The following is a 24373-nucleotide window of genomic DNA, read 5'->3' on the forward strand; positions in this document are numbered from 1 at the left end:
TAAGCTTAATATTTCCTTAAGGTAGTGTGCCTATACTCAAGTCATTAAACACCTTTTGGAGTTGTTATGGATATTCGATATTCGGGTTTGTCGCGAATAAACCACTGGTTCAGCGTGATCTTTGTGGTTGTCATGCTGACTCTGGGTTATATGATGTTTTTTGCAAATGACAGAGCCTCTGGCTCATACGCCGAAGCCGCCCATATTGGCGTTGGATTTTTTGCCTTCTGGTTTTTGCTCTGGCGCACAATCTACCGTTTAAAAATGGGTTTCCCTGCGCACAAAAAACAAGATAGGCGCCACGAATTTGCCCGAGTTGTTCACTATTTGATTCTACTCGGGCTGACACTATTGATTATTACCGGTCCCTTGTATTTGTTTACCGAAAATGAAGGACTGGCGGTGTTTGACTGGTTTACCGTTAATCTTGATCTCACTGCTCTCAGTATTGTTCACGAACCGGCGGAAGAAGTGCATAAAATTACCGGCCTTTACGTACTGCCGGTTTTGCTTGTTGTGCATATTGCGGGTGCTGTTGTTACCTACTTGTCAGATGAGGGAGCAGCCCGATCATAAAGCTGAATTGGAAATAAATAGCGCAGATTGCTGCTGGCGCAGCTCTTCCGGGACAATACCCAGCCAGCGTTTGCAGGCGCGTCGAAAGTTGTTGGGGTTACTGTACCCCAGCTTCTGCGCAAGCTCGACATTGCTGTAGGGGTGTTTTTGCAGCAGGTTCAGCAGTTTGTGTAGACGCACCAGGTCATATATTTGCTGAAAGCTGTAGCCATGACTGGCCAGCAGACGTTTGCACGAGGAAAGGCTAATGCCAATTTCAGCCGCCAACTCGGTTAGCGAGGCGTCATGGCCCGTTTCGAGCTGATAATCCAGCCACTTAAAAACGCTTAGCATGACAGAAGCTCGCGCCTGTGTCTGATGCTGCATCTGACAAAAGCTAAGTGCCTGATGATATTGGGCTAAGTTGCGCTCAGGCGAATGTTCCTGAAGCTGTTCCGCCGGAATAGAGAGTCCACAAATAGTGCGTGAACTCACCTTTTTTACCCATTTTTTCCAGGTGGGTAAGGGCGAAATATCATCAGGCAGAGCAACATGCCACTGGTTAATAGCTAAGCCTCGAGCTCTGCCCAGCATTAAAAGTATTGCTACACCAATTTTGCAATTGGCAGAATAGCAGAGTTGATTCATTTTCCCTGACAGCCCCTCAACCGGAATAAAGTCCAGTTGTAAGTAATTTTCAAAGCGTTGGGTGGGGGTAAATAAAAAGGGCTGTAGCAGGCTTTGAAAGCGCGACAAATGAATAAGCGCCTGCTTTAGTGTTTTTGCGTGAACGGTCAGGTCAATCAGTGGATTAAGTCTGTCACTGAACAGTGTTTCTACAACCAATTGCCATAAGTGCGGGTCGTTAATTTTTTCTTCGGCGGACGCCAGTAACGACAGCATTTCATGATCGGTGAGCCGAAAGTTGTTTATCTGCAGTTTCTGTTCAGATAATGACGTGCCTCTGAAAAGCTCCGATGAGGAAATGCCGCGCCTCTCGGCAAGCGGCAGCAGCGCTCGTATAAAGGGTTTACCAAGCAAACGGCGTTGGTCGTTAGTTGGCCAGGGGCGCATAGTGAGTCATCTCCTCAACTTGCGTGTGTAATGCGGTAATTGCATCAACAGCCGAGAGTTCTTCAACGCGGTGAGTATGCACTTCCACACTCATGTAATTGGGTAACTCAAGTTCGGAGTTTAGATTCTGAGCTATAACCTTCATTAACCTGTCCGCCCGAGACAAGCGAGTTTGTGGAAGCAGTATTAAAAAATGGTCACTGTGTTCCCGACACAGACAGTCCTGAGGCCTTAGCAGTAACACCATTAACTCGCTGGCCTGATGCAGGAGTTCGTCTCCGGCTTTTGTACCCATTTCATGATTATACTGGGCGAAGTTTTTGAAATTAACGCTAACCAATACAGTCGACTCTGCATCAGTACTGTTTTGTAACGCTATTTCCCGTTCAACCAGCTTGATAAAATAAGGGGTGGTGTATAGCGAGGTTAAAGGGTCGACCCACTGGTGAGACCGAAGGTTCTTTTCGCGTACCATAAGTTGTCGCGACAGCATTTTGTTTTCACGCCGCCATTCAGCTGCGGCAAAACTAATGATAATAAGCCCCACCGGAAGCGGAAAGGACTCCAGCCAGCTTAATAACCGCAGGGCATCGGGATAGCGAAAAAATTCATCTAGTACGTCCAGCGTCATGGAAAAAATAAGTAATAGACCACCGCTGTAAAAGAGGTTGGTTACATTACCCCGAGGCCGGTCAGTAACCATAAATATGACAATTAAAATGGTCAGGAACAGGGTCGAGCCCTCACCAAGAATGTCCAGCGGATCAACGATTTCATAGGGTTTAACGACACCCAGTTGACTGCTAAGCAGCAAACAAAGCAGAACCACTACGGCAATGAGCAGAACTCGCCAGTTGCTGATATAGCGTAAATTAATCAATTGCATTGAAGTCTCCGCATATCTCGGCATTAGAACAAAGACACTTTAACCTCCGGTTGTGACAGTTTGGTGACGCCGGTTTCGCTTTCTGAGCTTAACTGACCCGCATCAAAAGAGCTCATAAGCGGGCGATATGCATCCTCATATTGTCACTTTTTGCTTTTAAGGTATGTCGCATCAATCAAAAAACGACAGGGTTTGAATGATTATGAAAAAGACATATTTAGCTTGGCTTATTGCCGTTTCATGTGGTGCTACATCCCCACTTATGGCTCAGGAAACGCAGGACCAGAGCACAGATAAAACAGCCGAAGAAAAGCGCATTGAAGAAGTGCTTACTATTGGCTACAGCGACTCAATAAAACGTGCAGTGCAAGAGCAGCGAGAGTCCGGCGGTATTATCAATGTTCTGAAGAAAGATGACATGGGTAAGCTGCAGGACGACAGCGTTAGTGACGCGTTGCAGCGCATTCCGGGTCTATCTGTAGAGCGCGACCAGGGTGAAGGACGCTTTATTCGCATTCGTGGTTTAGCCCCCGATTTAAACTCGGTTTCATACAATGGCACCTCGCTGGCCGCTCCTGAAGCCGGACGCCGAGCTGTGGCGCTAGATGTTATTCCGGCGGATTTGCTGGAATCGGTTGTGGTTAATAAAACCCTGACGCCGGATATCTCAGCAGGCAGCCTTGGCGGTAATATTGAACTGCAAAGCATGACGGCCTTTGACCGTGAGGGCTCGTTCTACTCTTTTACTGCTGATGTTGGTTATAACGAGCAGGCCAGCGAAACGAACCCAAAAGTTTCGGGTGTTGTCAGCAACACCTTTGATGTCGGCGATAAAGCGGACAGTTTTGGTATCGCCTTTGCCGGTAGTTATCAGGATCGCTCATTTACTACCGACAACGTTGAAACCGGCGGAAACTGGGACTTGGATGAACCGGGCCTGGAAGAGTTTGAGCAACGCGCCTATTCGGTTACCCGTGAGCGAACCGGCTTAGCCTTAAACCTGGACTATCGTCCTTCCGATGATTCTGAATTCTACCTGCGCTCGCTGTACAGTGAGTTTGCGGATACCGAAATTCGTCAGGGTATTGTGACTGAATTTTCTGATCCAATTGGCGCAGAAGCTAGTGCTGGCGGCGAAATTGTTCGTGAGCTTAAAGACCGTAAAGAAACCCAGGAAATTACAGCGATTGTGCTGGGCACTAAGCAGAAATTTGATGACTGGCATGTCACTTTGGAGGCAGGTACCAGTAAAGCCAGCGAAGATCAGCCTTTTGCTATTGGTGGAGCCAAGTTTACGCAGGAATTTGACGAAGGCCTGGGCTACTCAGGTCTGAAACGCTTGCAACTGAACGCGCCAGATACTGCATATCAGGCGTCAGAATATGAAATTGATGAAGTGGAAGTGAGTGACGCCTACACCGAAGAGACTGAAAAGAACGTTAAGCTGGATGTGGCTTATGACTGGTTACAACCCAGCTATCAGGTTACTTTTAAAGGCGGTGTTAAGTTAAGCCAACGCGAAAAGTCCGCAGAAGAAAACATCTTTATTATGGAAGACTTTGCTGACTTGGGTGTTACCGGATTAACGCTTGCTGACTACGAAACGTCGTCAAATGTTGAGTATGGCCTGGACAGATTTGGCCCCGGCGCTTCCGCCGGCAAACTTTGGGACATGATTAATACCTTCGAGTTACAAAACTTCCGGGATGAAGTTGAATCGAGAATCGCCTCTTACGAAATTGATGAAGACATCAGTGCCGGTTACCTGATGGCCGACATGGGCTTCGGTAAGTGGCAGGTTATTGCTGGCGCGCGGTATGAACATGAGGAGCGCGAAGGACGCGGTAACCGTTATGACGACGAACTGGAAACCTTTACACCAGTTTCGGATAAATTCAGCGATGCAAACTGGCTTCCTAGTGTGGTGACGCGCTACGACTTAAGTAATGACACTATTATTCGTGCGGCATACAGCACCGGCCTTGTCAGACCTAACTTTGAACAGGTTAGATCCAGCTATTACCTGGAAAATGACGATGGCGACCTGAAAGCTGAATTCGGTAACCCGGATCTTGAACCATTAACCACGCAGAACCTCGATTTTGGTATTGAGCATTATGATGACACTCTGGGTGTTATTTCCGCCATGGCCTTTTACAAAGACATCAAAAACTTTGTCTATGAAGCCGATGTTGCCGGTCGTCCGGGTTACGAAAACTTCGATGAAGCCGTCACTTATATCAACGGTGATGACGCTTACGTCTACGGTTTAGAAGTCAACTTTGTGCATCAGGTGTCTGGTTTTAATAACTGGCTGGATAACTTCTTAATCAATACCAACCTGACTTTCACTGACTCGGAAGCAACGGTTGACTGGATTGACGATGGTCAGCTTGTATCACGCGACATTACGCTGCCGAGCCAGTCTGATACCACAGCAAACTTTGCGCTTGGCTACGAAGTTTATGATGTCAGCTTGCGTTTGGCAGCGAACTATAAGTCAAAGTATCTGGCTGAGCTTGGTGACGTTGAAGACAGCCGTTACGATATTTACGAAGACGACAATTTGACTCTGGACTTTTCCGCGAAATGACTCATTAACGACCACGTCAGCCTTAGCTTTGCGGCCAACAACATTACCGATGAACCCTACTATGTTTACACCGGCCAGAAGCGATACAACGCGCAGTACGAAAGCTATGGCCGCAGCTTCACTCTGGGTGTGCAGCTAATTAACTGGTAACACGGAATAACGGTATTTAAAGGATAACCATGAGAAATAAAATGATTTTAAGCGCAGTAGCATCAAGTTTGATGCTACTTGCCGCTTGCGGTACGTCAGCGACAGAGACCAATGTTCGTCATAAAGTCGCACTGAATAATGACTACCTGAAAGTCACTGCTGACGGACTCAGTCTGGGTGATAAACGCGTTGCCGAAGGCGATTTTTTCCACCTGCGGACTCTGCCGTTAAGTAACGGTGAAACTCTGATTGGCGCAATGGAAGGCAATACTCAGGAGCTTGTCCTCTGGCGTGCCAGCGGCAAAGATGTACAGCCGGTGTGGAAGGGCGAAATTACCAGTCGCGTGATAGAGGATATCTGCTTTTACGAGAGTAACGAAAACCAGCAGCTGTCTGTATTTCTGCTTGGCGGCCGTGGCGGTGCAGAGCAGCGGTTGTTAAAGCAGGACGAGCAGTGGTTAAAAGAACCGCTGGTTATCCGTAATATGAACGTACCTTTTGACAGCACGGCTTGTGTTGTATCGAATGTGGAACAAAAGCTGTACGTTGCCGAAGCGGATCAGGCTGTGTGGGCGTATAACGCAGAGCCGGAAGTTGATCAGGGCCGCGATTTAATTGCGGCAGCCAAGCCTTTTGGGGTTATTGAAGGCGAAGTGAAAGCGCTGGAGCTGCTTGATGACGGCAGTTTGCTGGTTCTTGAAGAAGAACCGCCGCGGTTGCTGGTGTATCGTCAGAATGAGCAGGGTTTTAAGTTTGATAAAGCCTTTGCAATTGACGACGCTGAAGCACTAACCGATGTGTCTGATTTAGGAAATGGCGAGCTATTGCTGACAGAAGAAGACATGACCGCAATGAGCAAGCTGACCATTGATACTCTGGAATCAAAACCGCGTCCGGGCATAAAGCCGGTGTCTCAGGTTGAGGCAACCCTGCAAACCGAACCCTCACCTTTACGCGGCGATGCGATTGATGATCCTGCCGTTTGGGTACATCCGGAAACACCTGAGAAAAGCCGCATCATGGGTACGGATAAGCGCACAGGTCTCTACGTTTATGACATGTCCGGTAAAATTGTTCAGGAATTTCCTGTAGGCCGCCTGAATAATGTCGATGTTCGGGGCTCCTGGGCAGTCGCTTCGTTGCGTGATAACAACAGCCTGCAATTGTTTGATATTAGCGCAGACGGAGAGCTTTCGGTTGGTACCAATGCGCTTACCGACATTGAAGAAATTTACGGTCTTTGCATGGGTTATAACGAAGCGACAGAACAGGCCTCCGTTTATGTAAACGGTAAATCGGGTGTTATTCAGCAGTTTGTTATAAGCAACGACGGCAAGATGGAAAAAGTAAGAGAATTGAGCGTTCCTTCTCAGCCTGAAGGTTGTGTTGTGGATGATAAAACGCAACGCTTATTCGTTGGTGAAGAGGATGCCGCGGTATGGTTATTTGACGCTGCTGCTGATGGCTCAACCTCCGGTGAACCGGTTATTTTTGTTAACCAACATGAAGAGCTGGTCGCAGATATTGAAGGCGTCACTTTTGCCAGTGTTGATGGCCGGGACTTGTTGTTTCTCTCCAGTCAGGGCAACGACAGTTACATTGTGTTTGAAGGGCAAGCACCCTGGTCGTTGCTTTCGCACTTCCGTATTCGCACCAATACCGAGTTAGCTATTGATGGCGCGTCAGAAACCGATGGCATTGACGTAACAACTCGGTCTCTGGGTAAAGGGTTTGAGCAAGGCGCTTTTATTGTTCAGGACGGACGTAACCGTATGCCGGAAGCGGGTCAGAACCTTAAACTGGTGCCGTTAGAGAATATTCTTAAAACCATTAAGTAAGTAGTTACTTCTCACACACTTACTGACAAAGCCGTCCGGTAGTTAACGCTGCCGGGCGGCTTTTTTCTTACTGCCTGAAGTTGCAGCTTTCTGGCTACATAAAAGCGAGTGCATTGTCTAGACTTAGTGCAAAGACACTAAATAGAGGAAAGCTATGACAGGTACTGAGCGACAAGATCTTGGACTGTTCACAGATTTGTATCAGCTCACAATGCTCGATGCGTATTTGCAGGAAGGCATGCAAGACGACGCCGTTTTTACCTTGTTCGTCCGGCGGCTTCCGAATGAGCGGAAATTTCTGTTGGCTGCGGGGTTAGATCCCTTGCTTGAAACCATTGAAAACCTGTCGTTCAGCGATGACGATTTGCGCTACCTAAAAGAGCAAAACTTTTCTCAACAGCTTATCGATTATCTTCGTGATTTTGAGTTTACCGGGCAGGTCAGAGCGCTTCCTGAGGGTACGGTATTCTTTGAAAACGAACCCATTGTCGAGATTAAAGCGCCGCTGCCACAGGCGCAGCTTATTGAAACTCTGGTAATGAATCAGATACACCTGCAAACGTTATTGGCCTCAAAGGGAGCACGAGTTGCCCATGCGGCAGAAAAACGGCCGGTTCTGGATTTTGGGGCACGCAGGGTGCATGGTATTGATGCTGGCAAAAAAGGCAGCCGGGCACTGTATTTAAGCGGTGTTGCTGCCACCTCAAATATGCTGGCTGCGCGAACTTACGGTTTACCCGTAGCCGGTACCATGGCACACAGCTATATTCAAGCTCATGACTCCGAATCTCAGGCGTTAAAGAATTTTACCCAGGCTTTTCCGGAAACCGTATTACTGGTAGACACCATCGATACTTTAAAAGGTGTAGAAAAAGTCATTCAGTTGGCTAATGAGCTGGGCGACGATTTTAAAGTAAAAGGCATTCGACTGGACTCCGGCGACTTAGGTGATCTTGCTGTTAAAGCCAGAAAGCTGCTGGACGAACATAACCTTCACCATTTAGAGATTATTGCCAGCGGCGGTCTGGACGAACATAAAATTGCGCAGTTAATAGCTGATAAAGCACCTATCGATGGTTTTGGTGTCGGCACCGGCATGGGTGTCTCCGACGATGCAGCGGCACTTGATATGGCCTACAAACTGGTTGAATACGCGGGTAAGGGGCGTTTGAAGCTTTCCAGCGGCAAGCCTGTGCTGCCCGGCGAAAAGCAAGTTTTTCGAGAGGCGGGAGACAACTTCCGTCGCGACACTATTGCTCGTGCAGAAGAGCAGTTACCCGGCGAACCATTGCTGAAAAAAGTGATGCAAAGCGGCAAAAGGTTGCCTTCTCATCAGCGCGACATTGAAGAAATTAGACAGTACGTGCAGCAACAGTTAAGTAAATTACCCGAGTACGTCTCCTCGATAAGCAGCAAGGAGAAATCTTATCCGGTCGAGATAAGCGATAAGCTAGCGAGCTACCAGAAAGAAATAACCGAACACCTTAAACAAGAGGGCTAGCCCAGGTTTTAAGCGGAGGATATTCATGAAAGCGACTTTTGAACAAAACGATGCACTGATAATTGTGGATGTACAAAACGATTTTTGTCCGGGCGGCAAGCTGGCGCTGGATGAAGGCGACGAGGTTGTGCCCGTTATTAATGCACTGAGCGCTCAGGCTCAGGAGGCTGACATTCCGGTCTTTGTTTCAAGAGACTGGCATCCGCGCCATCATGTGAGTTTTGACGAGCGCGGCGGGCCATGGCCCGAGCATTGTGTACAGGATACCAAGGGCGCTGAGTTTCATCCTGATCTTATCTTGCCCGAGAACGCCCGTTTAGTTTCTAAAGGGACTCGCTTCGATATTGATCAATATTCTGCGTTCGATAAAACGGGGCTGGTCTCGGAACTTGTTCACCTTAATATCAAACGCGTATGGGTTGTCGGCCTGGCGCTGGAAGTGTGTGTAAAAGCCACGGCACTCGACGCCACAAAAAATGACTATGAAACTTTTTTAGTGGAAGAGGGCACCCGCTTTATCGATAGAGCTGACGCTGAGAAAGCCAGAGAAGAGCTCAGAGAGGCAGGTGTTATCTTTAAATAATCATCCAGGAATCAATTATTAAGCGCTTGTTGATAATAGGCGAAGTCACTGTCACTGAATAAAACAAAGCGTATCATTTTGAGGTGGCTGAGCTTTTCAACATGCGCTTTTACGGTTTTTATTGCTAAATCTGTTGCTTCCTCGAAAGGGTAACCAAAAGCGCCAGTTGATATGGCCGGAAAAGCAATAGACTCGATTTTATGCTTTTCGGTTAACTCCAGAGCATTTTTATAGCAGTCTGCCAGCAACTTATCGCTGGGTTCATCCGAGCCGTATACCGGGCCTAAGCAATGGATAACGTACTTATTGGGCAGATCGAACGCCTCAGTTATTACGGCTTCGCCGGGTTTAATCGGCGCTAGCGAGCGTGTAGCCTTCTCAAGTTCAGGGCCAGCTGCTCTGTGAATAGCTCCGGCGACACCACCACCCGTTTGCAGTTTGGCGTTCGCAGCGTTAACAATGGCTTCTATTTCAGTTTGTTGGTTAATATCACCGTGTACACATTCGTATTTCATCATCGTCCTCCGTGCCGTCCTTTTTATAAGGTAGTACATTAGATTCAAAGAGCGACTTTGTTCTTCCTAAACAAAATGACACGATCGTTAACGGTTTCAATGCTTAACTGAAAGTGTTGTGCTATCCATTGCATGGTTCTTGGTGTGTAAAAGCTGACATGGGTTGGATCGTTTTTGTATGTCCATTGTTTAAACTGTTCTACCGTTTCTTTGGTAAACATCCAGGTCATGACACCTAACCAACCATCGGGTTTTACTAAATCTATTAACTGCGGCCATGCTAAACCGGGCTTATTGAAATGTTCGGTAACTTCGCTGCAGGTCACAAAATCGTACTGACGGCTCAATTGTCCACTGTCGGGCGTGTAATAGATGTCGTACACCGACATGATCATATCTTGTTCTTCCAGCATTAAATTAAGCGTTGGCCCGGGACCGCAACCAAAGTCCAGACCGCTCATGCCCGGTGCCAGCTTTTTCACTAAAGGCGTTGAAAGCTGGCTTAAAAACTCACGATAGCGCGTGTCGTTCGGGTCATTTTGGTGAAATTCATAAATCGCTTTTTCTTCTTCCTGAGGAAGGTAGGTTTGGGGATCGACGAAAATCAGATCGCACTGCGAACAACGAAAATACGGACGTTTTTTGTCTTCATAAAAGGGTGTTGATGGGGAGTTGCAGAGAGTACACAGCATAGGGGTATCCTACCTGACAGCTTTTGGTTAAGCTAGCTTTGATGGAGTGAATATCGTTAAACTAAAAAGTAACTCAACAAGATTCATATGACAGCAAACTCTATAAATCCTAATCAGCGTATTGAGCTGCTCGATATTATTCGCGGCTTTTCTTTGCTGGGCATTATCTTGATGAATATGGCGTTTTTTCAGCGTCCTTTAACCACCATGTCATTGGGTCTTGGGGACGGTGAAAGTGGTATTGATCAAGCGCTGGCCTGGAGCCTTTTTGTTTTTGCCGAAGGTAAATTTTACACCATGTTCTCCTTATTATTTGGCATTGGTTTTGTCATTTTTTATGACAGAGCGAAGCAAAAAAGCAATTTACCGAAGTGGTTGTTTTTACGGCGTATCATAGTGCTTGGTCTTATTGGTGTAGCCCATGCTGTTTTTATCTGGGCGGGGGATATTTTATTCATCTATTCTATAGCCGGACTGTTTCTATTGTTTTTTGTAAGAACTTCTGCGAGCCGGCTGTGGAAATGGGGATTATTTTTTATCGCTTTGCCCGTTGCGCTTTTATGGTTATCTGCAGTTTCAGTTCACTCTTCGAGCCAATCGTCAGAAGAAATACAGCAATACCAGATAGAAGCTAACGAAATGCAAAACTCTTTATCTGAGGTGGCAAGTTTTGCCAACGAGGCATACGCCACTGGCGTTTATGAAAAAGTAACTGAAGCGCGAATTGAGGAGTTTTCTTTAATTTTTAGCAGTGAGATTGTCTTCACAATTTCGACCTTTCTGGGACTATTCCTTCTGGGCGCAGCTCTTAGTCGGAGTGGGGTTTTCACAAGCTCCGAGCCCCAAACTAAAGTTTATAAGAAGCTCCTCATTTGGGGAGGAATACCGGGAATTTCCGCTGCGCTATACGCAAGTGCTTTACCGGCGACTGAAATGATTTTGCCGACAGTTAATGCGGCTTTGCTTTATTCGTTAATGCAAATTTCGTCTTTAGGGTTGTGCGTAGCTTATATGGCTTTTATTGCTTTAATGTTTTGTCGTAATAAAAATCAGAATAGTCTTTTGAAGAATATGGCTCCGGCTGGACGTATGGCTTTGACAAATTATTTGCTGCAATCCCTGTGTTTCACAACCTTATTTTATGGTTACGGATTTGGCTTATATGGCGAGCTGGGGAGGCTTGAAATGATATTACTGGCTCTCGCTTTTTGGCTCTGTCAGTTAAAATTAAGCCAGTGGTGGCTGCAGTACTTTAATCATGGGCCTTTTGAGTGGCTATGGCGTTTGGCTACCTATGGCCGTTGGCAAGCATTCAAAAAAGTGACAAGTTGAATGTTAACGGCATTCCGATCTTTCCCTCTATTTCTCCTGTATCTATAAAACCTATCAAAGCAAACGAAATCTTGCCTTTGAGTAAGTAGCCGGGCGTTGCTATAACTTACATAACAAATATTCAAATTGCGCACAGCAAATAAGGAAGGCTAAATGACTAAATCAAGTGGTGGCGGTAAATGCCCTATCATGCACGGCAGCATGACCTCTGAGAAAAAGACGAACACCCATTGGTGGCCAAACTCGCTGAAGTTGGAAATTCTGCGTCAGCACGACACCAAAGCGAATCCGCTGGATGAAGATTTTAACTACGCGGAAGAGTTCAAGAAAATTGACTTAGAAGAGTTAAAGCAAGACCTGAAAAACTTTATGACCGACAGCCAGGAGTGGTGGCCGGCAGATTGGGGTCACTATGGCGGCCTAATGATTCGTATGGCCTGGCACTCGGCCGGTTCTTATCGTTTAGCCGATGGTCGCGGTGGCGGCGGTACGGGTAACCAACGCTTTGCGCCGTTAAACAGCTGGCCGGATAACGTAAGCTTAGACAAAGCGCGTCGCTTATTGTGGCCAATTAAGAAAAAGTACGGCAACAAATTGTCCTGGGCCGATCTATTCATTCTGGCCGGTAACATGGCTTATGAATCTATGGGTCTTAAAACCTTTGGTTTTGCCGGCGGCCGTGAGGATATCTGGCACCCTGAAGAAGACACTTACTGGGGCAGCGAGAAGGAGTGGCTGGCGGAAACTAAAAACCGTTACAGTTCAGATGAAGAGCGTGATTCGCTGGAGAACCCACTGGCTGCAGTGCAAATGGGCTTAATTTACGTGAACCCGGAAGGCGTTGACGGCAACCCTGACCCGCTTCGCACCGCAAAAGACGTACGCGAAACCTTTAAGCGCATGGCAATGAACGATGAAGAAACCTGTGCGTTAACTGCGGGCGGTCATACTGTGGGTAAGTGTCACGGTAATGGCAAAGAAGAAAACTTAGGCCCAGAACCTGAAGCGGCAGATGTTGAAGAGCAGGGCATGGGCTGGCGCAACAGTGGCGGCAAAGGCGTGGGTCGCGACACCATGAGCAGTGGTATTGAAGGTGCCTGGACGACCAACCCGACCCAATGGGATAACGGTTACTTCTACCTGCTGTTTAATTACGAGTGGGAGCTGAAGAAAAGCCCGGCCGGTGCGTGGCAGTGGGAGCCTATCGACATTAAAGAGGAAGATAAACCGGTCGATGTGGAAGATCCGTCCATTCGTCATAACCCCATTATGACTGACGCTGATATGGCGATGAAAATGGATCCGGACTATCGCAAAATTGCGGAGAAGTTCTACAAAGACCCAGAGTACTTTGCTGACGTATTCGCCCGTGCCTGGTTTAAACTGACGCACCGCGATTTAGGTCCCAAAGACCGCTACTTAGGTGCCGATGTGCCGGAAGAAGACCTGATTTGGCAGGATCCTATTCCGAAAGTGGACTACACCTTAGGCGAACAAGGAATTGCTGATTTAAAAGAGAAGTTATTAAACACAGAGTTAACGTCTTACGAGCTGATTTCTACCGCATGGGACAGCGCACGTAACTTCCGTTGCTCGGATTTCCGTGGCGGCGCAAATGGTGCTCGTATTCGTTTAGCGCCGCAAAAAGACTGGCACGGTAACGAGCCGGAAAAACTGCACAAAGTCCTTCGTGTACTGGAAGAGCTGCAGTCGACGCTGGACAAGAAAGTGAGTTTAGCGGACTTAATTGTCTTAGGTGGTACGGCAGCGGTTGAAAAAGCCGCAAAAGATGCCGGTTACAACGTAACGGTTCCGTTTGCGCCGGGTCGTGGTGATGCAACCGACGAACAGACCGATGTGGAGAGCTTTGAGCCTTTAGAGCCATTGCATGACGGTTACCGTAACTATCTGAAAAAAGATTACGCGGTACCGGCGGAGGAGCTGATGCTGGATCGCACCCATTTGATGGGCTTAACGGCACCAGAAATGACGGTTCTTGTCGGTGGTATGCGCGCTTTAGGCGCTAACTACGGTGAGTCTGAGCACGGTGTATTCACTGGCCGTGTCGGTACGTTAACCAACGACTTTTTCGTTAATCTGACCGACATGAACAATGTCTGGAAGAAAGCGGATGACCACTACGAGGTTCGTGACCGCAAAACTGACGAACTGAAGTGGACAGCAAGCCGCATTGACTTAGTCTTCGGTTCAAACTCTATACTGCGCTCGTATTCAGAGCTGTACGCTCAGGATGACAACCAGGAGAAGTTTGTAAAAGACTTTGTGAAGGCCTGGACGAAAGTGATGAACGCAGATCGGTTTGATTTAGCTTAAAGCTTAATTAGCCGGTTAATGAGAAGGGGCGCTTATTTTTAAGCGCCCTTTTTCTTTTAACCGTTTGCGCATTATTACGCTTAGAACTCAGCCTCGAAACCAACACCAACCACTCTTGGTGCGCCGAATATTGCGTAAGGCATGTCAGTTCTATAGTACTCAATATAGCCCTTGTCGAAAATATTGTTCGCAAAAATATAGGCCGACCAGTCGAATTTGTCGTAACTGATCTTCGCGTTAAATAAGGTGCGTGATGACGCTCGGTTATCCCTTGCGCCAGCGTCCGAAAGTACGGAGTCGCGATAATTCGCGTTAACGTTCACCGTCCAGTCTCGGGCAGGGTATAAGTTTACGCCTAAAGCGGCTGTATGTTTGGGCGCGAAGATAAATTCAGTTCCTGAAAAGTCTCTAATCTGAGCTCCGGCAATAGCCTCAAATTGGTCGTACTGGGTTCTGGAATAAGAATACGAGCCGTACCAATCCATATAGCTATTAACGTATTGGCGTGCTTCCAGTTCCATTCCGTATAAATGGGCTTTGCCGGCATTCACTGTGTGGCTATCAAAACTGTTAAGGCCGAAGTTGGCACTGACTTGCTTATCTTCCCAGTCAATATAGTAAAGGTTGCTGCTGACAAAAAGACTGTTATCTAACAGACGGCTACGCCAGGCCAGCTCGTAGTTAGTGGTATATTCAGGGTCATAAGCAAACACTTCGGCACGGGCAGTATTGTATGAGCTACCGCCGGAACGGTAAGCCCGCTGTACCGTTAAAGCCAGCGAATCGTTGTTATCGTAGTCCCAACGCACCGCTAGCTTAGGCAAAAAGGCATTAAAGTCGCGGGTACTTTCGGGAACGCTGTTACCTGCCCGCTCAACCAGATTCAGTACTTCCTGATTGATGCCGGTAATAATGCTATTTGGCGCTGTTCCGGCTTCACCGTAACTGTCTGGATCAGGTAAAGTTCCGGCAAAGGCTGTTTCTGTCAGTGACTCATACGTATAACGTTCTGTGTCGTAACGAAAGCCTGCAATCAGCGCCACGTTGTTGATTAATGCGTATTCGACATCAGCAAATACGGCCCGGTTGGTCGAGCGGTCAGAGACATCACTGTCATAATCAACAGGAATCAGGGGTAACTCCTGAGAGTAGCTGTTGGCAAATTGCGTAGCGGTAGCCTCGTCTAATCCCATATTTTGTAATGCGCCGACAATAGCCGCTACCGGAGTTGCAACACCAGCCATTTGGTTATCCGTTGCGTCTTTCTCACGGTTAGACCAGTAGCCGCCGAACAAACCATGAAAGTCAGGGTAATCAAAACTCAGCCGTATTTCTTGTGACTGGTTTTTATAATTATGATCCATCTCGCCGTAACGGTTATCTTCCGCTATTAAATCAATATCATACAAGCGTAGAGAGTCGGAATCTGACTGCGAGGTGACGGATGCCAGTGACCAATGTTCATTTAACTCGTAACTTAAATTAAGTGAAACAATGTCCGTTGTAATATCGGTCACATTCTCGCGGTTAGAGAGGTTTACCCGGTTATCATAATAATTCTCTACATCGGTGCGGCTGTAACTGTATTGATAAGGGTCTTCACGGTCATCACGCATAAAGTTTAATTTAGCGGTAAGACCTTTTACTCCAGCTGGTTTCCAGAGCAGTTTAAGGCGAGTAACCAGAGAATCGACGGAGTCTTCCATCTCGTTGCGGGTAATATTCTTTGTAAAGCCGTCAAAGTCGCGTTTTTCTACGGCAACCCGAAAGGCCAGTTCGTCATCTATTAACGGACCTCCGCCGGCAAATGCCAGGCGTCTGTCGTTTGGATCTGACCAGATGGCCCGGGTTTTCCAGGTCCAGTCCATGGTCGGATCCTGAGTACTGATAATGATGGCGCCGGCTAATGAGTTTTCACCCTGCACCGTTGACTGCGAACCGCGCAGAATTTCCACCTGTGCAATATCCCATAAGTCGGTTGGGCCAGCGTCATTTACCTGACTGGGTATAGCAACACCATCGACATAGATTGTTGCTAACGGGTTGGCAGAAGCATTTTCATCGCGAATACCACGAATAGTAAAACCAGAGCCGCCGTAAGTTTCAGCAACGTTTGCGGTGCGGGAGATAATGTCGCTGAGGTCGAGCAAGTTTTCCTGATCAATTTTTTGTGCCGTTGTTACGGCGACACTACTGGTGGTTTCTGACAGTGAGCGCTCGCGTTTTTCACCCTGAACTTTAATAATTTCCAGGCCGTCTTTTTGCGATTGATCCATAGCGTCTTCTGCTGAAACAAGGGGAGGGGTAAAAGCAGCTCCAACAAAAATGAATGCACATAAGCCTGTTATTATTCTTTCATTTTTTCCGGTCACTTTTTTGTTCTCCATGGTTTCACTTGTGAGTCAGCTATAATAAAAACGTTACCTTAATGTAAATGCGAATCAGTATCAATAACATGTTGGTTTTTTCTTCGAAAGGGTATAAAGCGCAGTGCGTTATTATCCGTTGTTGATCGCTAAGCGAAATGAAAGAGTACAATAGAGCTAGAAACACGAATTTAAGGAGGAAGTATGTCCAAAGTATTATTGATAACAGGTGCCTCAAGCGGCATTGGTGAAGCTACAGCCCGAAAAGCGGCGAAAGAGGGATTAAAACTGATATTAACGGCGCGCCGGAAAGAAAAACTGGATGCGCTGGTTAAAGAGTTTGGTGCGGATAATGCCATTGGCATAGCTGCCGATGCCGGAAACTATGACGAGCTAGCCGAGGCTGTAAAGCAGGGCGTAGATAAGTTTGGTCAGCTGGATGCGGTATTCGCTAACGCCGGAACTGGGGTTTCGACCGCCGGAACAGAAGAGGGCGATCCGGACGAGTGGAAGTCTATGGTGGATGTGAATATCAATGGTCTTCTGTACACGGCTAAACTGACTTTGCCGCACTTACGTAAAACTACCGGTCACTTTTTAATGACAGGCTCTGCCGCCGGGCGAATTACGCTAAAAGGTTCGGTCTATGGTGCAACTAAGTGGTTCGTTCATGGTTTTGCCCAGAACCTGGCCGAAGAAATGAAAGAGTGGAACGGCCGCTGCACAACCATAGCACCGGGTATGGTCAATACGCCGTTCTTCGACGAACCTAAGCCGGATAAACTAGACCCTGAAGATGTTGCCGATGCAGTGTTGTATTCAATCAATGCGAATCCACGTAATTGTGTGCGTGAAGTATTCTTAATGCCAGCGTATTGATTTAGCTCAGATTAAGAGACTTTAAAGGCAAACAGCAATAGTTATCATTTAATACTTCTCAAGGTTCCTGTATAATTTTAAGCCTGATTATGACATGAGCCTTGAGGAGTACTCGTGTTTTCCCGATTCCTTTTTCCTATTGCCCTAATAGGCACAATACTTTTCTCCGGTCAGGCTTTGGCCAGTTCTTCAGCGGATACTCAAAGTTCTGACATGCGTCAGTTATTACAGTTGGCGGAATACGTTGGCGTAGATTATTCCGAGGCGGTAGCCAACGGTGAAGTTATTAACCCCGACGAATACAGCGAAATGACTGAGTTCGCCGGCCTTATTGGTGAAAAGACTGAACAGGCGCCGCAGGCGGTGCAAGCTGAAATGCGTCAGTTGGTGAACAAGCTCAAGCAGTTGATTAATAACAAAGCCGACCCGGAAGCGGTGGTTGCGCTAACCAGTGAGCTAAGAGACACATTGCTGTCGGCTTTGCCAAAACTAAGCCTCCCGTCAAAGCTGGCAAACGAAAAGCACGTTGAGCAGTTATTTCAACAAAACTGCTCAGCCTGTCATGGTGCTGCCGGTCAGGGTGATGGCCCTGGTGCTACCGGGCTGGAGCCTGCCCCCACTAACTTTACCGACCGTGAACGCGCCAATAACCGCTCATTACTTGGGTTGTTTGACGCTGTTTCCGATGGCATCGACGGCACGGCAATGGCGTCTTTTAGTCATTTAAGCGAAGAAGAGCGGTGGGCGTTAACTTTCTACGTGGGCAGTCTGGCGTTTAATGACAATGCTGACTCTGAGCAAAAGGTGGCGCTGAGCGAGTTAATTAATTACAGCCCGAATACCTTATTGCAGCGCGGCATTTCGTCTAACGCTATTGATTACTCGCGCACTCACGCTCGTGATTACTTTTCTGAAAGCTCAGTAAACAGTCCTATTGCAATTGCCCGCACAACCCTTGGCCAGGCTTTAAAGGCGTACCAACAAGACAATTATAGCGAAGCTAAGCGGTTGGCTATTTCGGCGTATCTCGATGGTTTCGAGTTAGCTGAAAACTCCCTTAATGCCAAAGCTCCGGAGCTAATGCGAACCATAGAACGCGACATGATGGCGTTGCGTGGAGTTATCAGTAAACCCGGCAAGCTGCAGCAGGTAGAGCAAATGACAGCACAGTTGCAACAGGAACTGGACGTCGCGGCGAATTCGCTGTCAGAAGATAAGCTGTCAGAATCCGCATTGTTTGCCGCAAGCGCCGTTATTCTGTTACGCGAAGGGCTTGAAGCTTTACTCATTGTGCTGGCAATTGGCACAGTGCTAGCGCGCTCCGGGCGCAAAGACGGCCTGCGTTATGTGCACGCAGGATGGATCACGGCACTAATTGCGGGTGTCGGTACCTGGCTGGTGGCGGAATACTTTATCAGCATTAGTGGCGCCAGCCGCGAGATTATTGAAGGTGGGGCGGCGTTGCTGGCCGCCGTCATACTGTTCTATGTGGGTTACTGGATGCACAGCAAAACCCAGTCGCAGCAGTGGCAACGCTTTATTCAGGAAAAAGTGCAGACTCAGCTAAAGCAGGGCGCTTTATGGGGTCTTGCCGGTCTTGCCTTTTTAGCTGTGTATCGAGAAGTGTTTGAAACCGTATTGTTCTATCAGTCTTTATTGTTGCAGGCGCAGGACAATGGCAGCAGTGTCGCCTACGGTTTTGTCTTTGGTCTGGTGGTTCTGGCGGTAGTGGCCTGGGCTGTCATTAAATACTCAGTCAAACTGCCAATGAATACGTTTTTCAAGTTCACAACTTACATCATTCTGGCTCTGGTCTTTATTTTGCTGGGCAAAGGCATTAGCGCCCTGCAGGAAGCTGCCTGGTTTAGTCATACGGCGTTTCCAGTGGATGTAACCTTTGACTGGCTGGGTATTTACGCCAGCTGGGAGACCTTAGGTGCGCAATTGGTGTATTTGATTCTTGTGATGGTTTTATTTAAACGGCAGATTTCATCAAAATTGAATAAAGTCGTCTAAAAACTGTCATATTTAATCTTTAACATGCACCACAACTTAACATTGTTTGGTTATACTCCCTGGTTAAGTTTTTATGCCCCCAATATTTGGGGGCTTTTTTTTGGCTGTTAGTTGTCATTATATAAGCTTCATAAAACTGTCAGTTAAACGAAATCCTATTGAAACACTACCACACCTATCATACGTGCTTTCGTTTGGTAGCAACCCTGGCAGTCACTCACTATTAATAGGATTTTGTTAATGAAAGCACGAAAATATCATAATAAAAACTCAGTCAGTAAAAAAACAAAACTGAGTCAGGCAGTACAACAGGTTTTACTGGGTATGGCATTAAGTTCATCGGCCTATGCGCTTCAGGCTCAGGAGTTGAACGAAAATGATAGTGCTGAAAAAGACGATATTGAAGTGATTGCAGTTAGCGGGAGCTACGTTAAAAGTCTGGAAAAAGCGGTTGATATCAAACGCTCCAACATCAGCTTTTCTGATTCGATAGTTGCGACAGATATTGCTGACTTCCCTGAACAAAACCTGGCAGAAGCTTTACAGCGTATGCCAGGGGTGACCATTGAGCGTAACAAAGGGCTGGGTTCAAGAGTCAACGTTCGCAGTTTGCCGACAGAGTTTACTCATGTATCCATTAACGGCCTGGCTACGGCCTCCGGCAGTGGCGGCCGTGATGTCGAATTTGATATTTTTGCATCCGAAATTATCCAGTCAGTAACCGTGAAAAAGTCGCCAACGGCAGCTGATGAAGAAGGCGGTATTGCAGGTTCTGTGCTTATCTCCACTGCCAGACCTTTTGATTACGATGAAACACAGCTTGTGGCTTCGGTAGAAGCGGCTCACAACTCTATTTCAGAAGAGGTTGACCCGAAGTTCTCTTTCCTTGCCAGTGACACCTTCGGCGACTGGGGCGCGTTGGTATCGTTTTCACGTAGCGAACGCACTAACCGAACGGACTCCAACTCAGGTATTGATTTCCGCCCACTGTCACGCTGGACCGAAAAATCCGATGATTCGCAGTGGCAGTCTGACCAGTCGATAGCAGTATTAGAACGGGATACAGGCGTGGTCATTAATGACCCGTTAGATAAAGACGAAACCGGCCGTGTGGTTTTTATGAATAAGGTCGGTGACCGCGCTTATTTAAACGAACAGGAAAAGTGGGGAGCAACAGCTTCGTTGCAATACAAGCCCAGCAATGAATTTAGCTTAACACTGGATGCCATGTTAGGCGGTTATGACAATACCGAGGACGAATACGATGCCGCTGCTTATTCAGCCTCAAGTGTCAGCGCGTTAGAACGTATTCACGAATACGATGACACCACCTTCTCTGAGTACGGCATGGTGGTGCTTTCAGATGTGTCTTATGCTGCAACACAACACGAGTTTTTGAGCAAAGAGAACGTACACGAAACGGACTACAGTCAACTGAGCCTGTCGCTGGACTGGCAGCTTGGCGAATGGACTGTTACCGGATTACTGGGATATTCCGGGGCAGAAAAGTTGTCTGACCGAACCAACTTAAAACACACAGCTTATGCGCCATCCAGAACGCGTTACACCAGCACGGGCGGTGAAACTATTCCGAGCGATAATCCCGATACTATTGATATGTATAATTCGCCCGGCTCGTATTTGTTTGACTTCTATAATGTTGACCTTGAAGAAATTACCGACGATAAGTACGCCGCACAGTTTGATTTCAGTCGCGGCATTTTCTGGGATGCCTTCCCTGCCTTAGCTAAGGTTCAGTTCGGTGCGCGTTACACAGATAAGTCTAAAGAGCGGAACCTGGGCAATGTTCAGGTAAAAGGACCAACTGCGGATGATAGCTCCTGGAGTGGTGAGCGAACGTTAGAGGACAGCGAGTTGACGCTGATCTCAGATTTAGTACCAGGCGGTGCTTACTTGCCGGAAGTTGAAGGAAAAGGTGGCTGGAGTCAGGTCTCTAATGGCTATGCGCGTAATGAATTTCGTTACGACGGCTTTAATGTACCCTTCCAGGACAACCAGTTTTATCGTGTGGACGAGGAAGTGCTGAGCATATACGCAATGGCGGACTTTGAATTTAATGTCGGCCAGTTCCCGGTGTCTCTGAACACAGGCGTACGAGCTGTCGACACCTCTGTTTTGTCTTTTGGTTACCATCAGGTTCAGATGCCTGACGGCAGCACGGGTTACACAGATGAGCCGATATCCAAAAAAGGTAGTTATACCGACATTCTGCCCAGCCTGAATATGGTGGTTGAGCTAAGCGACAGCGTGTTACTGCGAGCCGCCGCTTCTGAAACCTTTATTCGTCCGGCACTAGGCGATATTGCTTATAAACGAACAGTGAGTGTGAACGAATTCAAATACTTCGATGGTAACCCCGATCTGGAACCAACTTATGCCGACCAATGGGAACTTGGGGTAGAGTGGTACTTAGACAACGGCGGTATTCTGGCCGCTTCCTATTTTGATAAAACTATTGAAGGCGTCGTTCGTGAGTCTTTAACCGGGGTTGTCAAAGACGTTACCAAATACAATGACAACGGCACGCTAGATGGCGTTTATGACTTTGACGTGTACCAGAAGGTGAACGATGAAGGTTCTTACGATGTATCGGGAATTGAATTAATTGCCCAATTCCCGTTAAAAGCGCTGCACTCGTCGTTAGAGGGTTTTGGTATTAACTCTAACTACACCAAGCTGGACAATTCGTTAACGGGGTCGTCTGATTTGGGCATTCCAACGCCACCGCCGGGGTTGGCTGAAACCACCTATAACTTTACCGCTTATTATGAGAATAATAGCTTTGATGCACGGGTTTCATACAATTATAAAGACGAATACGTGGAGCGTGTTGAGCGCAGTATGTATCCAGTTTACCGCGACGACTACGGTCAGGTTGATGTCTCTTTAGGTTACAAAATTAACGACTCAATTAAAGTTGTGGTTGAGGGAATTAACGTGACCGACGAAGCAACCAAAGGCTATACGATGGATCCTAAATTCCCGACCATGTATGAGTTTTCAGGGCGTCGGATAAGCCTGGGCATTCGCGGCAGTATCTAAGCTATGAAGTGTTTATTAAGTACGATGTTACTTGCGCTGCTGTTTATGGCAGCGCAAGTCAAAGCTGACAATAAAGACATTCCGGCAGTCGCTTTTATGCCGGACATTCACTTTCACGATGTTTATGCCGACTTTAACGACGGCTCCTTCAAAGGTTTGCCGAACTCTCGCAGTAAGGATAACGCGACTATCCGCACTATGCAGGCTCAACTGCATTCTACCCGTCTGTTTAACGAAAATTACTTCGCACTGCTTGCCGCACTGGATGATGCGGCAGCCAGAGGAATTAAATTCATTGCCCTTCCCGGCGACTTCAGCGATGACGGACAGCAGGTGCATTTGCGCGGGCTGCAGAAAATACTCAAGCATTATCAGCAGAAGTACGATATGCGGTTTTTTGCGGCACCGGGAAACCATGACCCAGTTCGTCCTTTCAGTCGTCCCGCTGGTAAATCGGATTATTTGGGCACAAACGGGCATCGACAGCGAATATTCAGCAAAGGTGCCGCAGAATGCACTGGATACAAAGGCAAGCAGGCGGTTATTAAAACCGAAAACTCACTGCCGACCATTTGCACAGAAGAAGTGAAGGAGCTGGGGTATAAAGGTGTTTTCTCGATACTGGGCGAGCACGGATTTTCGCCGCAGCCGGAATACATCTACTGGGAAACCCCGTTTAGCGGTTACAGCTACGAGGATTATGATTTAGCTAAGGCAAAAGCCAGTGCTGAGCTCATTGCAAGACAATACGAAATTTGCAGCAACGGCAGCGGTGGCGAATTTAAGGCTGACAACGCTGTTAACTGTGGGGATATCACCGATGCCAGTTATTTGGTGGAGCCGGTTGAGGGTTTGTGGTTACTGGCCATAGACGCCAATGTTTACATTCCTAAGACCCAGACTGGTAACGAGCCGCTATCGGCTAATGACTTTCATGGCTCCGGTAACGCTGGCTATAACAAGGTGCTGACGCATAAAAAGCATTTAATGGGCTGGATAAAGAATATTGTAAAGCAAGCCGACGAACGGGGGAAAACGCTGTTAGCTTTTAGTCATTTTCCTATGACAGAGTTTTATGACGGACAGTCTGACGCCATATCTGAATTATTCGGTGAAGGTACGTTTCAATTGGCGAGGCGGCCAGATGACTCTGTCAGCAAACTGCTTGCCGAAACCGGGCTCAAAGTGCACGTGGGCGGCCATATGCATATGAATGACACCGGTGTCACTCGCAGCGGCGAACAGTTTTTAGTGAATATACAAGCACCGTCACTTGCGGCTTATGTGCCTGCGTATAAAGTTTTAAGGCCGGGTAAGTCGGGTTCACTAGCAGTTAAAACCATTGTTATTAAAGAGGTTCCTCGCTTTGACGAACTGTTTGAGCACTATAGAGAAGAGTACCAGCAGTTGCTGTCGACAGAGGCGGATAAACTCTGGGACAAAGAGGTTTTAACGGCAAAGAATTATCAGGAATTTACTGGCTGGCATATTCGTGAACTGACCCGCCAGCGGTTTCTTCCTAATGACTGGCCGGCCGATTTACGTGACTGGGTGTTTTCGTTAAACGGCGAGCAACTGTTGTCGCTATCGCAGCTTACTGAGCAAAGATCCTGGCCGGAGGCCAAAGCCGTGGGCGAGTCTTTAGCCCGCAGTAAAGGCTTCAGGCCGTCAGACTTTTCGCAGTGGACGGGCTTTGAATTTGCGGTCGATTTCTACCGTATTCGTAATGCTGGCCGGTTAGCACTCAAGGACATTTCGGAGCCCCGTTTGCGTCAGTATCAGTTACTTGCCGCTAGCCTTAGCGAGCTCGCGAAAAAGGTTAACGCGCCTGAACAGGTGGTTCAGGAAACCGAGAGTAAACACCGGTTGGCGGCTGCTCTGGCGCATCGTTTCGGACCTGTGCTTGATATTTTTCTTGCGCTGCAAGACGGCGAGCCTGACGAAAACTTTACTATAGACTGGCAGTCGGGTGAGTTAAGGCCCTAATGTAAGGTTT

General features: G+C 47.5%; 16 protein-coding genes. 11 read left to right on the forward strand and 5 right to left on the reverse strand.

Features of this window, described 5'->3' with window-relative positions:
- Positions 1-66: 66 nt before the first annotated feature.
- Entirely contained in the window at positions 67-576 is a 510-nt protein-coding gene (locus tag ACP7H9_RS06075) for a cytochrome b (RefSeq protein WP_011233360.1), read from the forward strand.
- On the opposite strand, the gene ACP7H9_RS06080 is transcribed toward ACP7H9_RS06075, so the two are convergent.
- Together ACP7H9_RS06080 and ACP7H9_RS06085 are read right to left on the reverse strand one after the other, a co-directional pair.
- Positions 571-1629, reverse strand: coding sequence for a helix-turn-helix transcriptional regulator (locus tag ACP7H9_RS06080; protein ID WP_439222352.1), 1059 nt, complete (start codon positions 1627-1629; stop codon positions 571-573). The genes ACP7H9_RS06075 and ACP7H9_RS06080 overlap by 6 nt on opposite strands.
- Positions 1610-2515: a GGDEF domain-containing protein gene (locus ACP7H9_RS06085; RefSeq protein WP_439222353.1), complete on the reverse strand. Its 906-nt coding sequence runs from the start codon at positions 2513-2515 to the stop codon at positions 1610-1612. Before ACP7H9_RS06085 ends, ACP7H9_RS06080 begins: the two co-directional genes overlap by 20 nt.
- A 202-nt stretch (positions 2516-2717) precedes the next feature.
- On the opposite strand from ACP7H9_RS06085, the gene ACP7H9_RS06090 reads away from it, so the two are divergent.
- The 4 genes from ACP7H9_RS06090 to ACP7H9_RS06105 all read left to right on the forward strand — a co-directional run bounded on the left by ACP7H9_RS06090 (position 2718) and on the right by ACP7H9_RS06105 (position 9180).
- Complete coding sequence (locus ACP7H9_RS06090; RefSeq protein ID WP_439222354.1) at positions 2718-5108, forward strand: TonB-dependent receptor; 2391 nt, start codon at positions 2718-2720, stop codon at positions 5106-5108.
- 179 nt (positions 5109-5287) lie between these two features.
- Positions 5288-7096, forward strand: coding sequence for a phytase (locus tag ACP7H9_RS06095; RefSeq protein ID WP_439222355.1), 1809 nt, complete (start codon positions 5288-5290; stop codon positions 7094-7096).
- A gap of 154 nt (positions 7097-7250) precedes the next feature.
- Positions 7251-8597 (forward strand): nicotinate phosphoribosyltransferase, encoded by a 1347-nt coding sequence (locus ACP7H9_RS06100; protein WP_439222356.1) that lies wholly within the window; start codon positions 7251-7253, stop codon positions 8595-8597.
- Positions 8598-8622: 25 nt separating this feature from the next.
- Entirely contained in the window at positions 8623-9180 is a 558-nt protein-coding gene (locus ACP7H9_RS06105; protein WP_439222357.1) for a nicotinamidase, read from the forward strand.
- Positions 9181-9191: 11 nt separating this feature from the next.
- Here the strand turns inward: ACP7H9_RS06105 and ACP7H9_RS06110 are convergent, their stop codons facing one another.
- Together ACP7H9_RS06110 and ACP7H9_RS06115 are read right to left on the reverse strand one after the other, a co-directional pair.
- Complete coding sequence (locus ACP7H9_RS06110; RefSeq protein ID WP_439222358.1) at positions 9192-9698, reverse strand: macro domain-containing protein; 507 nt, start codon at positions 9696-9698, stop codon at positions 9192-9194.
- Between the two features lie 41 nt (positions 9699-9739).
- Positions 9740-10387: a class I SAM-dependent methyltransferase gene (locus ACP7H9_RS06115; RefSeq protein ID WP_439222359.1), complete on the reverse strand. Its 648-nt coding sequence runs from the start codon at positions 10385-10387 to the stop codon at positions 9740-9742.
- Between the two features lie 87 nt (positions 10388-10474).
- Between ACP7H9_RS06115 and ACP7H9_RS06120 the strand changes: the two genes are divergently transcribed.
- Both ACP7H9_RS06120 and katG read left to right on the forward strand, forming a co-directional pair.
- Positions 10475-11719 carry a DUF418 domain-containing protein gene (locus tag ACP7H9_RS06120; protein ID WP_439222360.1) on the forward strand — a complete coding sequence of 415 codons (1245 nt, stop codon included), beginning with the start codon at positions 10475-10477 and terminating at the stop codon, positions 11717-11719.
- A 153-nt stretch (positions 11720-11872) separates the two neighbouring features.
- Positions 11873-14053 (forward strand): catalase/peroxidase HPI, encoded by a 2181-nt coding sequence (gene katG, locus ACP7H9_RS06125; RefSeq protein ID WP_439222361.1) that lies wholly within the window; start codon positions 11873-11875, stop codon positions 14051-14053.
- 80 nt (positions 14054-14133) lie between these two features.
- Here the strand turns inward: katG and ACP7H9_RS06130 are convergent, their stop codons facing one another.
- Positions 14134-16329, reverse strand: coding sequence for a TonB-dependent receptor (locus tag ACP7H9_RS06130; protein WP_439222362.1), 2196 nt, complete (start codon positions 16327-16329; stop codon positions 14134-14136).
- 294 nt (positions 16330-16623) lie between these two features.
- Between ACP7H9_RS06130 and ACP7H9_RS06135 the strand changes: the two genes are divergently transcribed.
- The 4 genes from ACP7H9_RS06135 to ACP7H9_RS06150 all read left to right on the forward strand — a co-directional run bounded on the left by ACP7H9_RS06135 (position 16624) and on the right by ACP7H9_RS06150 (position 24363).
- The gene (locus ACP7H9_RS06135; RefSeq protein WP_439222363.1) at positions 16624-17298 is read left to right on the forward strand and encodes an SDR family oxidoreductase; all 675 of its coding nucleotides are present in this window, start codon (positions 16624-16626) and stop codon (positions 17296-17298) included.
- A gap of 114 nt (positions 17299-17412) precedes the next feature.
- Positions 17413-19314, forward strand: coding sequence for a cytochrome c/FTR1 family iron permease (locus ACP7H9_RS06140; RefSeq protein WP_439222364.1), 1902 nt, complete (start codon positions 17413-17415; stop codon positions 19312-19314).
- A 240-nt stretch (positions 19315-19554) separates the two neighbouring features.
- Positions 19555-22377, forward strand: a complete 2823-nt coding sequence (locus tag ACP7H9_RS06145) for a TonB-dependent receptor (protein ID WP_342487644.1) — start codon at positions 19555-19557, stop codon at positions 22375-22377.
- A 3-nt stretch (positions 22378-22380) separates the two neighbouring features.
- Positions 22381-24363 (forward strand): metallophosphoesterase, encoded by a 1983-nt coding sequence (locus ACP7H9_RS06150; RefSeq protein WP_439222365.1) that lies wholly within the window; start codon positions 22381-22383, stop codon positions 24361-24363.
- The last annotated feature ends 10 nt before the right edge of the window (positions 24364-24373 follow it).

The sequence above is a fragment of the Idiomarina sp. ST20R2A10 genome (assembly GCF_051842345.1).
In the GTDB taxonomy this organism is placed as follows: Bacteria; Pseudomonadota; Gammaproteobacteria; order Enterobacterales; family Alteromonadaceae; genus Idiomarina; species Idiomarina loihiensis.